A 12,202-nucleotide genomic window follows, 5' to 3' on the forward strand; every position below is an offset into this window, starting at 1 on the left:
CAATTGACCAAGGAGATTTTCATGACCAACGCATTCAACGAAACCCCTGTGCCCGGCTGGAAAGGCGGCTTTGCGCAGTCAAACCCCGCATTTGCCTATCCCGATCCTGATCTGACGAGCCTGCCGATGCTCGACAATCTGGCCAATATCGACAAGCTGGAGCGGCAGCAGGACGTGCTTTGGCCCGAATTCAGCTGGCGCACGATCATGGGCGACGAAAACTCGCGCTGTTATCAGATGTTTGCCCCTGACATCTCCCGGTTGGGGTACACGGATGCGGGGCGGGTGTATTCGATCATCTGCCCACAGCAGGGCGCGGCGTCCCCCACCTTTGGCGCGATCAATGTCGAGGTGACGGTGACCGGTCAGCGCGGATGGGTCGATGAAGACACCAAGGAGATTGCCGCCGACATGACGGTCGAGGGCAAGATCTGGTTCAGCCCTGCCGCCCATCAGCACGGGCTTGTCCGGCTGGCCTGGGACCTGTTTTCCAAGAACGGTCATCCGTTTCCGGCGTCCAAAGACCATGCAATCCGGGTGCGCACGCATCTGCCCGGGCAACCGGATCAGCCGATCTTTCCGCTGCAACGGGGCGCGTCGCCGCTGTTCAAAAGCCCTGACTTTGCGCTGCACGGGGATCAGGCGTGGTCCATGGCGCATATCGACGTGGAGATCGGTGAGATCCACAAGACCGGTGACGAGATGGTCGATGACTTCAACCAGATGATCATGGACGTCTTCAACCTTGCCAAGGGCAACCTGCTGACCTGCGGGACCATCCTGTCCTGGAATGTGTGGTTCACCGCACCGGAATACGTGAACAAGGCTGAATGGCGAAACCACGCAGAGGTCTGGCGGAAATCCATTGACGCCGACCACGGCAGCCCGGACGGGCCGGGCACCGATCCGCGCTATTTCGACGGTTCCCCGTTCAACGTGGTCGAAGGGCAGATCGACTATGAGATTGCGCAGATCAAGGCATGGCTGAAAAAGCACCTGCTGCACCTCTGAGCCCCTATCCGGGCGGCACCATCCCGGTCCGCCCGGTTTGCGCCAACGCGCTGGACAGCTCGGTTGTCAGGATGTGCCACAACCGGTGCAGCCCTTCTTCGCCTGCCGCGGCGATGGCGAATTGCAGGACGCGTCCGAAAAAGGTGAAGTTTGCGCCTTGGTCAAAGGCTTTCAGAACGTCTTCGCCCGACCGCAAACCGCTGTCGTAAAACAACTGGACCTCTTGGCCCACGGCGGCCCGTATCTCGGCCAGCGCATGGATCGGCGCTGGCGCGCTTTCCAGCTGGCGCGCGCCATGATTGGACACCTGAATGGCATCCACCCCTTCGGACACAAGACGCTGCGCATCGCCCGCATGTGTCACGCCCTTGATCACCAGCCGCCCTTTCCACAAATCGCGCAAGGCCTGCAACGTGGACCAGTCCGCCTTGGCCCGGCTTTCGGTCCGGTCAAAGTCAAAGCCGTCCATCTCGAAATTGGCCATTTGCGGCTTGCCCGCGGCCAGTGACGTGAGTGACCAGCGCGGGTGCAGGGCAAAATCCAGAAACTGGCGCGGTCCGATCCGGAAGGGCATGGTGAACCCGTGGCGCAATTCGCGCGGGCGGCGGCCCACCTCTGGCACGTCCACGGTCACGATCAGTGTCGTGTAACCGGCATCCTGCGCGCGCTGCGCCAGTTTGAAAGACCCGGAATTGTCACCGGTGAAGTAAAGCTGGAACCACGCGTTGCCCTGTGCCGTTTCGATCATCTTTTCGAGCGGGGTGGATGCCACGGTCGATACGCCAACCGGAACCGTATGGCGCGCCGCCAACCGGGCCAACATCAGGTCTGCACCGGGGCCGGACAGGTTGCACATCCCCATCGGCGCAATCCCAAAAGGCCGCTGCGCGGTTGCGCCAAAGAGCGGCACGTCCAGGTTTCGCTGGCTCACGTCCCGCAAAATGCGCGGGGCCAGGCAGATGTCATCAAGCGCCGCGCGGTTGCGCGCCGCCCCGGTTTCACGACCCGCCGCACCATCGATATAGTCAAACACCATCCACGGCAGTCGGGCCTTGGCAAGCCGCCGCGCATCCTCACTGGAATGAATATGCGCGGCGCGTCCCATCAGCTTGCCACCGCCTTCATGAACCTGTCCTTGATGACAACCGGGTCCATTGTGATCACAGGCAGCTTGATGTTGCCGCTGTCGCATTTCACCACGATGATCGTCATCTTCTTGCTGTCGATCGCCGCCTGCAGCACCTCGCCCGTGTCCACGTCGCGGCACGTCACCACGTTTTCACACCCACAGGCCGCCGCCACCTTCTCAAGCGCCGTCTTCTTGCCCGCATAGGTCGGCTGATCCCCCGTTGACCCGTACGATCCGTTGTCGATGATCATCAGGATATAGTTGTCGGCCACATTGTTCGCGATCGTCGGCAGCGTGCCCAGATTGGTCAATACGGACCCGTCGCCATCAATGGAGATCACCGTCTTGGGTTGCGCCAGCGCCAGCCCGAGGCCAATTGACGACGACAGACCCATCGTCCCCAGCATATAGAAATTCGTGGGCTGGTCGTCGATCATGTGCAGCTCCTGGCTGGGCAGACCGATGTTGCAGACGACCAGATGGTCCCGCAGGATGGGCGCGATCTCGCGCAGGATTTCGGAACGGATCATTGGTCGCCATAGCCTCCCCAAAAGTTGGCGTCGGTCAGGATCGCCACGGGTTTCGAGCACATGAATGTGTATTTCAGGATCATATCCAGCTCTTCCACATCCGATTGCGTATGGAAATGGTAGGTGGGGATGTTCATCTGCGCCAGCAGCGCCTTGGTGTGCACGGCCATCTCGACCTGGCAGGCAACGGGTTCGCGCAGCTCACCGCGGTAGCTGATCAGCATGGGCAGCGGCATGCGGTAGTACTGGATCAAGGTGGCCAGCGTGTTGATGGTCACACCGATGGCGGTGTTCTGCATGATGATGGCGGGGCGTTTGCCGCCCATCCATGCGCCTGCGCACAGGCCCATGCCTTCGTCTTCCTTGTTGGAGGGGATGTGAAAGATGTCGGGGTGCGCGTCGATTTCGTCAATGACACCAGCGAGTTGCTTGCACGGCACGGTGGTTACAAACGAAACGTCGTTCGCAACAAGATCGTCCGTGATCTTCTTGTCTATCGTCATGGGGTGTTGAGGCCTTTCATGATGAGGGATGCGCGCGGGTTGTCAGGGCGCGCGGTGCACGTGAACGGCGCAACCGGCATGCCGCACAACGCGGGAGGCGGTCGAGCCAAGAAAATAGTCGCTGAAACCGGGCCGATGCGAGCCCAGAACGATGCAATCAATGTGATGCGATGCGGCATAGTCGATGATGGTGCGCGCCGAATGCCCTTTGACGATGACGGGCGTGACGTCCTCATGCTGCGCCAGCTTGTGGGTCAGATCGGCGCGCGCCTTTTCAAACCCGGCGGCAACGGTCGCCTCGTCAAGATAGGCGCTGACGGATCCCTGTGGGGCTTCATGCACGTGCAATCCGATGATGTCGCCACCCGGCGCGCACAGTGCCTTGGCGATTTCCAGCGTGTGGGTCGACACGCCGTGATCAAGCGCCATCGGCACGAGGATTCTAGAATACATGCAGTGCCTCCGGGCGGTTTGTCTGGAGTCTCATGCCCAGGGGTCCAATACGATTTTGGGGGCGGCCACCGTGCCTGCGCGCAGATCGGCAAAGGCCTGCGGTGCGTCATCGATGCTGCGCTGTTCGGTCCAGTCGAGCGGGCCAAGCGCGCCGTCAAAGATCGCGAGGCACGTGTCGCGGAAATCCTGAGGCGTGTAGGTATAGGTGCCGATGAACGTAATTTCCTGCAAGGTCATGCGGCGGATGTCGAGCCCGCCCAAATCCTCGCCAAGTCCGATATGCACGATCACGCCGCCCGGTGCCGCCCGTTCGGACGCGATGGCGCGGGTCGCCGCATAGCCCACTGCGTCAATCACCAGCGCATAGGTGCCGTTACTGCTGGCGACCGCATCCTGCCCGCACCGCTCCACAAGGTAAGCGCGCCGCGCGTCGTTGGGTTCGGCGATGGTCACGTCCTCGATGCCCTGCGCCTTGAGCGCCAGTGCCGCGGCCAGCCCGATGGCACCGCCGCCAATGACCAGCGCGTTTGACCCAAGCGCATGGTCCAGCCCTTCCAGACCCAACCGTACGGAATGCCAGCTGACCGCCAACGGTTCAGCAAGTGCCGCTTTTTCCAACGGCACGTGATCCGGTACGATCACGAGGTTGTCGTCGGACATCGTCACATATTGCGCAAACGCACCCTCGCGCGGCGGCATGGAGATGATCATGCGATCCGGGCAGAGGTTCTGACGCCCGGCGCGGCAGGCCGTACACACACCACAGCTGACCAGTGGATTGATCGTGACGCGGGTGCCGTCGCGCGCCCCGCCTTCGATCACGCCCGCCGCCTCGTGACCGAGGATCAGCGGCGCAGGGCGGCGCGCATCGTGACCAAGATAGGCGTGCATGTCCGACCCGCAAATCCCTGACGCGGTGATACGCACCAGCGATTGGCCCGATCCGACGTCGGGCATGGCCACGTCGCGTACGGCCAGTGTTTCGACCCCTTCATAGACAAGCGCTTTCATTTTGCGGTGAATCCTCCGTCGACCATCAACGTCTGTCCGGTCACATACCCCGAAGCGTCGGAACAAAGAAACAGCATTGGGCCGTCGATATCTTCAAGACGGCCATTGCGCTGGATGCAGGTCTGGGCAGCATTGCGTTCGGCGCGGTCGGGATCGGAAAACACGGCCTTCGTCAGCTCGGTCGGGAAAAAGCCGGGGCCGATGGCGTTTGCCGTGATGCCATGAGGCGACCAGGCTTCGGCCATGGCACGGGTCATCTGCGCGATACCCGCCTTGGTCGTGCCATAGGCGATGCCGCCCGGAAAGGCGCGGGTCGTTTGCAGCGACGCAAAATTGACGATGCGGCCCCACCGCTTGGCTTTCATCGCGGGCACAAGCGCCTGTGTCAGGAAAAAGGGGGCAGAGATGTTCAGCGCCACGGTCTGGTCCCAGCCTTCTGGCGTGACGTCATCCGCCGCTTGCCGCGTGTTGATCCCGGCGGCATGCACGATGATGTCCGGGCTTCCGAACGGGGCGGCGATGGCCTCGGCCAACGATGGGATAGCGTCCCGTACGGCCACGTCCGCCACGACGGCGGCTGCATGCGCACCGATCTCATCGCGCAGGCTGTGCAGCGCGTCGGCCCGGCGCGCCACGCCCACCACTTGCGCCCCGGCGGCGGCGAGCGTCACGGCAGCGCGCCGCCCGAGGCCTGAACTGGCCCCGGTGACACAGGCCACGCGGCCCGTCAGGTCAAAAAGTGCGCGGGGGTCAGCCATTGGCCGTCAGATCGAAGTTTTCACCTGGGAAGTACTTTGCGAGGCGGACGTCTGCGGCGCGGGCGTGGCCTTCCATGCCTTCCAGGCGCGAGATGCGGGCGGTGGCTTCGGCCACGCGTTTGGACCCGTCACGCGTCGCGCGCTGCCAGGTCACGATCTTCATGTACTTGTGCACCGACAGCCCGCCGGTGTAATTCGCCGCCCCCGATGTGGGCAGCACATGGTTCGTGCCGGACGCCTTGTCACCATAGGACACCGTCGTCTCCTCGCCCAGAAACAGCGACCCGTAACAGGTCAGACGCCCCAGCCACCAATCCAGGTCCGCGGCCTGCACCGTCAGGTGCTCGGGCGCGTAATCATCTGAACAGGCTGCCATTTCCTCGCGATCCGAACACAGGATCACCTCGGCATAATCGCGCCACGCCGCAAAGGCGTTGTCGCGGTTCACCTCCGGCAGATCGTCGATCAGGCCGGGCACCATCTCCATCACCGTCTCGGCCAGCGCCCGGTCATCCGTCACCAGCCAGACGGGCGAGTTGTAGCCATGCTCGGCCTGGCTCACCAGATCCGTGGCCACGATATGCGCGTCCGCAGAGCCGTCCGCGAGGATCAGGCTGTCGGTGGGGCCTGCGATCATGTCGATGCCCACGCGGCCAAAGAGGATGCGCTTGGCCTCGGCCACGAACTGGTTGCCGGGGCCGACAAGGATGTTGGCGCGTGGCAGGCCAAAGAGGCCAAAGGTCATCGCCGCCACCCCCTGCACGCCGCCCATCGCCATGATCCTGTCGGCGCCGCACAGGTGCGCGGCATAGATGATCGCGGGCGCCACGCCCACGCCGGGACGCGGAGGTGAGCACGCCGTGATGTGGCGGCAGCCCGCGACCTTGGCCGTGGTGACGGTCATGATGGCCGAGGCGATATGGCTGTAGCGCCCGCCGGGCACATAGCAGCCCGCCGCGTCCACCGGGATCGCCTTTTGTCCCGCAATCAGCCCCGGCACGACCTCGTATTCCACATCCGCCACGGTCGCTTTCTGCGCCTCGGCAAAGCGCTTGACGTTGTCATGGGCGAACTGGATGTCGGCCTTGAGCTTGTCCGGCACCAGCGCCGCCGCTGCTTCGATTTCCTCGGGCGTGAGCATGACATTGCCTTCGTAGCGGTCGAACTTGGCCGCATAGTCCAAAGCCGTGGCATCCCCGCCTGCTTCGATGTCGGACAGGATCTGCACCACCGTCTCATGCACATCAGACGCCCCCGTCGCAGAGGTCAGCGTCGCTTTCTTGAGGTATTCGCGCGTCATGGTCGTTGGAGTCCTATTGGTAGATTTCTGGCAAGAACGTTGTCGAAAGCGCCGGTACATAGGCGATCAACAGTACGACAAAGAACATGCACAAGACAAAGGGAACGGCGCGGACAGCGATCTTGAGGATGGATTCCCCGGTGATGCCCGACACCACGAAAAGGTTCAGCCCGAGCGGCGGTGTGATGAAACCCACGCCTAGGGCGGTGATCATCATGATACAGAACTGGATCTCGTTCATGCCGATATTGTCCGCGAGCGGTTTGAGGATCGGTGCGAGGATGACGATGTTGGGCGTCGTTTCCATCACGCAGCCCGCCGCGATCAGGATGCCGATCATCAGTAGGATCAGAACCCAGGGCTCGTCCGTGAGACCGGTGACCGAGGTGACGAAGCCCTGCGGCACTCCCATGATCGCCAGCGCCTCTGCCAGAGGGGCGGAAAAAGCGATGATGGGCAGGATCACACCGTTGACCTTGGCCGAGCTGACCAGCATCGCCGGGAAATCCGCCAGCGACAGGGTGCGCAGCATGAAGCCCATGATGATCGTCACGACAACCGCCGTGGCGCCTGCTTCGGTCGGGGTGAGCCGGCCCGAGAAGATACCGTAGAAGATGATGCCCGGCACGATGAACGCGTACCAGCCGGATTTCAGTGCCCGGCCCAGTTGGCCCAGCCATTCGCTGAATGTCATCTGCCCGCCACCTTCATAGGCATAGATGCGGTTGACGACGAGGTTCGTGATCAGGATCGAAATCAGGATGCACAGACCCGGAATGAGAGCCGCCAGAAACAGGGTCGAGGCGGATATGCCCAGCACAAGGCCGATGATGATGTAGGCGATCGACGGCGGGATCAGGATGCCGGTACAGGCGCCGGCCGCCACCAGCGCGCAGGCATAGGGGCGGGGATATCCCGACTCCACAAGGCGCGCGATGGTCATGCGCCCCACGGCCGCCGCACCCGCCGCGTCCGACCCGGAGATGGCCGCGAACATGCCGCAGACCAGCACCGTGGCTGACCCGAACCCGCCCTTGGTGAAACAGGTCAGTGCTTCGGCCACGTCGAGGAATTTGCGACTGAGGCCCGTTCGGACCAGCACGTCGCCCGTCAGGATAAACAGCGGGATCGCGGTCAGCGCAAAGGCGTCGATGCCGGTAAACAGCTTTTCACCCACAAGGCTCAGCGGCAGGTCGCCGGACATCACCAGCATCAGGATCGCCGCACTGCCAATTGCGGCCCAGACGGGCACCGCCAGTGCGATCAGAACGACAAAGAGGATTACGGGCAGGTAGAAATCCCACCCCAGTTCGACCGTCTGCTCAAATGTTTGCCAAAGCATCTAGGTCATCCCTCATCAAAGAGCGTGTCGCCTTCGAACACGGGCTTGCCCGTGCGCAGCGAATGGACATCGCGGATCATGGATTGGATCAGCCGGACGACGATCAGGGCAAAGCCTAGCGGGACCGCCATGAGGAACCAGACCTTGGAAATGCGCAGCCCGTCCGTCACCGACCCGAACTTGGCCGATACATGGACGGACTCGTAGGACCAGTAGAGCGCGATGACCGCCACGACCAGCATCACCAGATCGCCAAAGATATAGAGCAGCGCCTTGGGCCGTGGTCCGAGGTAATGCATCAGGACGTCGATCCGGATATGCGCGCGTTCCTTGACGGCGGCAGCGGCGCCGATCCATGCGAGATAGATAAAGGAATAGCGGACGATCTCTTCGCCCCAGATCGAGGAAAACGAAAACACCTCGCGGCGCAGCACCTCGATCGCCATCGTGATGACCAGCATCACGTAGAAGATCAAAAGGAGCCACCGTTCGGCATTGCGGTCAATTCGGCGCAAAGCATCCATGTCGGAACCTGCTGGTTTGCCATGCCAAAGGCGCGTGCCGTGGCACGTCGCGCGATTGGAATGGCGAAAAGAGGATGTCGGGCGCGCCATTCAAGGCGCGCCCGATGTGACGCATCAGGCGTCGTGCACGTAGTATTTGCCTTGCGTGCCCGCGGCCTCTTCCATCTTGGCAAAGGCGTCCATCGATCCGGCCAGTTCGACCTTGAACTCGTCCCATTCGGAGCGCTGGAAGCCACCGGCTTCTTTCCATTCGCCCAGCTGATCTTCGCTCAGCGAGTGGAATTCGACGCCTGCCTTGACCAGCTCGGCCATGGCGTAGGAGCGTGCCGATGGCACCTTGGCGAGGTTCTGGTGCGCGGTCATTTCCGACCCCCACATGATGCCGTCCTGCACGTCCGAAGGCATCGAGTTGAACCATTCGAGGTTACACGAATAAACTTGGCTGTCCGGCACGGCCTGGGTGAAGGTCACGTGGCTCAGGATGTCCTTGAAGCCGAACACTTCGAGCGCGCCCACGGACGGATCCAGCGCATCCGCGACGCCCTGCTTGATCGCCGACGGCGTTTCGCCCCAGGCCACGGGCGTTGGGTTGGCGCCGACCATGCGGTAGTATTGCTGCAACATCTTGGAGCCGGGCACGCGGAATTTCACGCCGGACAGATCGCCGGGCGTCAGGACCGGGCCGGGGCCGCCCTTGCGGATCGCAACGACGCGCGGGTCGATATTGATGTAGAACAGCGCCTTGAAGCCGTTTTCCTCGACTTTGGGCTCGACCGTGTCCTTCCAGAACTGCGAATTCACGAGGTTGGTGAACCGCTGGTTGGAACCGCAGAGATACGGCATGTTGATCAGGTCAACCGTAGACGCGAAGGGTGCAAAGTTCGACAGCGAATGCTGCGCCGCCTGGATCGTGCCGCCTTGCACGGCCTGCACCAGCGAACCACCGGCACCCAGCTGCCCGCCCGGTGCGAGCTTCACGTAGACCTTGCCGTTTGTGGCGTTCTGGATGTTCTCCTTGAGGTCCAGCTGCATGATCGGATAACCGCGCGACGCGCCAACCGGATAGGCTGTGGCCAGAACCATGATATGATCTGCCGCGGCTTCGCGGGCGCGCTCTTCATTGGCGCTTTGGGCTGCGGCTTCGGTCGACCACAGGGTGCCTGCGGCACCGGCAACTATCGCCGCGGTAAAGCCGCCCGTTGCTGTCAGTTTCAAAAAGTTCCGGCGTGCGGCGGATGCGAGCGCCTTGCGGTCTTCGTTCATTTGGTTTCCTCCCAGAAATTCTTAACTGCCGTCTTTGTTCTTGCGGTCAGCTTCTTTTTGCAAAATCGCGACGACAAACAGGATCGACGCAGCAAACAGAACCAGCATTTCCCCGACATCCCCCAAAAACGCGCTCGATGCGAAAGCCCCGAGAGCGACATTGGCGAAATAGACGACAAAGACGATCACGGAGGCGGCAAGAAACATTTCGGGACCCTGACAGGTTTCGGTTCTCTCAGCACTGTAAGCGCTTACATTCGATTCGTGCAAGCGCTTACATTGCGGTGAAGCCTTTGACTTTATGGAAGATTGCGTTCAAAAAAACCAAAAGGCTGCGATGACTGGCTCTGTCCTGAATGCGAACTGCTCCAAAACTTGATGACGTTGCCAGACGGGCAGGGGTGTCCACGGCCACCGTGTCCCGATGCCTCAATTCGCCCGAGCGCGTGGTGGAAGGCACTCGTACCAAGGTGATGCAGGCGATTGACGACCTCGGCTATACGCCGAATTTCGGCGCGCGGGTGATGGCGGCCAAACGGACATTCACCATCGGGGCGATTATCCCGACGATGGAGAACGCGATTTTCGCGCGCGGCCTGCAGGCGTTTCAGGAAGAGTTGCACAACCAGGGCTACACCTTGCTGGTGTCGAGCAGCTCGTACCGCCCCGAGATCGAGGCCGAGCAGGTGCGTTCGCTGGTGGCGCGGGGGGCTGATGGCCTGCTGTTGATCGGATATGCGCGGGATGCGGAGATCTATGAATTCCTGCGGCAACGGACCATCCCGACGCTTGTTGCGTGGGCGTACCGCAAGGACATGCAACAGGCCTGTATCGGCTTTGACAACCGTACGTCGATGCAGGTGCTTGCCAACAAGGTGATCGCAATGGGGCATCGCGACATCGCCGTCATCTCCGGCACGGTTGAGGGCAATGACCGCGCCGAAGGCCGGTTGCAGGGGATCATGGACGGCTTGAAGGACAATGGGCTCGATCCGTCACGCACGCCGGTCATCGAGACACCGTACGAGATCGAGAATGGCGCGCAGGCGTTTGAGCAATTGATGCAGGCGCCCAACCGCCCGACGGTGGTCATGTGCGGCAACGACGTGCTGGCCGCCGGAGCGATGCGCCGCGCCCGCGAGATGGGCCTGTCGGTGCCCGACGACGTCTCCATCACCGGGTTCGACGACATTGAATTGGCCCGCATCCTGACACCGACACTCACCACCGTGCACGTGCCGCACCGCGAGATGGGGCGGCGCGCCGCCGTTGAATTGGTCAAGATGGTCAAGGGCGACAGCCCCGGCGTGTCCGAGCAACTGGAAAGCGCGCTCAGACTGCGCGGGTCGCTCAGGGCGTTGCGCTGAGGGCGCGTTCCGGCTGACCTGCGCGGGCGAAGCTGCTAGGCAGGGCGCGACACGGACCCGAGGACGCCATGACCCCAGACGACAGCCACGCCATCACCACGCACGACGCCGATGAAGACGCCCGTAACAGGGACATCCGGATCTATGTCAACGGTGACATCGTGCACCGCGATGACGCCAAGGTGTCGGTCTATGACAGCGGGTTCATGCTGGGCGATGGCATGTGGGAGGGCATGCGCCTCTATGATGGGGTGTGGGCGTTTTTTGACGAACACATGGACCGATTCTTCAACTCCTGCAAAGCGGTGTCGCTGGATGTGGGCATGGACCGGGACGGGATCATGGACGCCCTGCGCCGCACGGCAGAGGCCAACGACATGCACACGGATGTGCATTGCCGCCTGATGCTGACGCGGGGGATCAAGGTCAAACCGTTCCAGCACCCATCGCTGTCGCGCAGCGGCCCGACGCTGGTCATCATCATGGAACATTCGAGGCCGGTCGAAACCCTGCACAAACGCGGCATCCGTCTGGCCACAGTGCCACAGGTGCGCGGGCTGCCCATGGCGCAGGACGCCAAATACAACAGCCATTCCAAGCTGAACTGCGTCATCGCCTGTTTGCAGGCGGAGCAGGCGGGCGCGGATGAGGGACTGATGCTGGACCCGCACGGGTTCGTGAACACGACGAACGCCTGCAATTTCTTCATCGTGCGGCGCGGCGCGGTTTGGACCTCGACCGGGGATTACTGCATGAACGGTGTTACCCGGCAAAAGGTCATTGACCTGTGCCGCGACAATGGCATTCCCGTGTTTGAAAAGAACTTTTCGCTCTATGAGGCCTACGGCGCGGACGAGGCGTTCCTGACCGGAACGTTCGGCGCGCAGACCCCCGTGGCAGAGATTGATGGCAAGCCGATTGGCACCGGGGACCGCCCCGTGATGGCCCGCATCCAGGCACTCTACAAGGAGCTGATCCGCGCCGATGTGGCCGCGCATCAGGCGCGCTGAG

At 62.2% G+C, this 12,202-nt stretch carries 14 protein-coding genes; 3 read left to right on the forward strand and 11 right to left on the reverse strand.

Features of this window, described 5'->3' with window-relative positions:
• The first annotated feature begins 21 nt into the window (after window positions 1–21).
• On the forward strand, window positions 22–1,011 hold the full coding sequence (locus ACERHN_RS13700; protein WP_415919577.1) for a hypothetical protein: 990 nt from the start codon (window positions 22–24) through the stop codon (window positions 1,009–1,011).
• A 4-nt stretch (window positions 1,012–1,015) separates the two neighbouring features.
• On the opposite strand, the gene ACERHN_RS13705 is transcribed toward ACERHN_RS13700, so the two are convergent.
• The 11 genes from ACERHN_RS13705 to ACERHN_RS13755 all read right to left on the reverse strand — a co-directional run bounded on the left by ACERHN_RS13705 (window position 1,016) and on the right by ACERHN_RS13755 (window position 10,031).
• On the reverse strand, window positions 1,016–2,116 hold the full coding sequence (locus ACERHN_RS13705) for an alpha-hydroxy acid oxidase (protein ID WP_415919578.1): 1,101 nt from the start codon (window positions 2,114–2,116) through the stop codon (window positions 1,016–1,018).
• Window positions 2,116–2,670: a sulfopyruvate decarboxylase subunit beta gene (gene comE / locus ACERHN_RS13710; RefSeq protein WP_415919579.1), complete on the reverse strand. Its 555-nt coding sequence runs from the start codon at window positions 2,668–2,670 to the stop codon at window positions 2,116–2,118. Before comE ends, ACERHN_RS13705 begins: the two co-directional genes overlap by 1 nt.
• The gene (comD, locus tag ACERHN_RS13715; RefSeq protein ID WP_415919580.1) at window positions 2,667–3,173 is read right to left on the reverse strand and encodes a sulfopyruvate decarboxylase subunit alpha; all 507 of its coding nucleotides are present in this window, start codon (window positions 3,171–3,173) and stop codon (window positions 2,667–2,669) included. Before comD ends, comE begins: the two co-directional genes overlap by 4 nt.
• Before the next feature lie 42 nt (window positions 3,174–3,215).
• Entirely contained in the window at window positions 3,216–3,626 is a 411-nt protein-coding gene (locus ACERHN_RS13720) for a universal stress protein (protein ID WP_415919581.1), read from the reverse strand.
• A gap of 30 nt (window positions 3,627–3,656) precedes the next feature.
• The gene (locus ACERHN_RS13725) at window positions 3,657–4,637 is read right to left on the reverse strand and encodes a zinc-dependent alcohol dehydrogenase (protein WP_415919582.1); all 981 of its coding nucleotides are present in this window, start codon (window positions 4,635–4,637) and stop codon (window positions 3,657–3,659) included.
• Window positions 4,634–5,395 carry an SDR family NAD(P)-dependent oxidoreductase gene (locus tag ACERHN_RS13730; RefSeq protein WP_415919583.1) on the reverse strand — a complete coding sequence of 254 codons (762 nt, stop codon included), beginning with the start codon at window positions 5,393–5,395 and terminating at the stop codon, window positions 4,634–4,636. The genes ACERHN_RS13725 and ACERHN_RS13730 overlap by 4 nt, the downstream gene beginning before the upstream one ends.
• Window positions 5,388–6,695: a histidinol dehydrogenase gene (hisD, locus tag ACERHN_RS13735; RefSeq protein WP_415919584.1), complete on the reverse strand. Its 1,308-nt coding sequence runs from the start codon at window positions 6,693–6,695 to the stop codon at window positions 5,388–5,390. The genes ACERHN_RS13730 and hisD overlap by 8 nt, the downstream gene beginning before the upstream one ends.
• Window positions 6,696–6,708: 13 nt before the next feature.
• Window positions 6,709–8,037, reverse strand: a complete 1,329-nt coding sequence (locus ACERHN_RS13740; RefSeq protein ID WP_415919585.1) for a TRAP transporter large permease — start codon at window positions 8,035–8,037, stop codon at window positions 6,709–6,711.
• A gap of 5 nt (window positions 8,038–8,042) precedes the next feature.
• The gene (locus ACERHN_RS13745; protein WP_415919586.1) at window positions 8,043–8,561 is read right to left on the reverse strand and encodes a TRAP transporter small permease; all 519 of its coding nucleotides are present in this window, start codon (window positions 8,559–8,561) and stop codon (window positions 8,043–8,045) included.
• A gap of 114 nt (window positions 8,562–8,675) precedes the next feature.
• Complete coding sequence (locus tag ACERHN_RS13750) at window positions 8,676–9,824, reverse strand: TRAP transporter substrate-binding protein (protein WP_415919587.1); 1,149 nt, start codon at window positions 9,822–9,824, stop codon at window positions 8,676–8,678.
• A gap of 21 nt (window positions 9,825–9,845) precedes the next feature.
• Window positions 9,846–10,031 (reverse strand): hypothetical protein, encoded by a 186-nt coding sequence (locus tag ACERHN_RS13755; RefSeq protein WP_415919588.1) that lies wholly within the window; start codon window positions 10,029–10,031, stop codon window positions 9,846–9,848.
• A 149-nt stretch (window positions 10,032–10,180) separates the two neighbouring features.
• Between ACERHN_RS13755 and ACERHN_RS13760 the strand changes: the two genes are divergently transcribed.
• Window positions 10,181–11,191 carry a LacI family DNA-binding transcriptional regulator gene (locus ACERHN_RS13760; RefSeq protein WP_415919589.1) on the forward strand — a complete coding sequence of 337 codons (1,011 nt, stop codon included), beginning with the start codon at window positions 10,181–10,183 and terminating at the stop codon, window positions 11,189–11,191.
• Between the two features lie 68 nt (window positions 11,192–11,259).
• Window positions 11,260–12,201, forward strand: a complete 942-nt coding sequence (locus ACERHN_RS13765; RefSeq protein ID WP_415919590.1) for an aminotransferase class IV — start codon at window positions 11,260–11,262, stop codon at window positions 12,199–12,201.
• Window position 12,202 lies beyond the last annotated feature (1 nt).

The sequence above is a fragment of the Tateyamaria rhodophyticola genome, from assembly GCF_047777875.1.
GTDB lineage: Bacteria > Pseudomonadota > Alphaproteobacteria > Rhodobacterales > Rhodobacteraceae > Tateyamaria.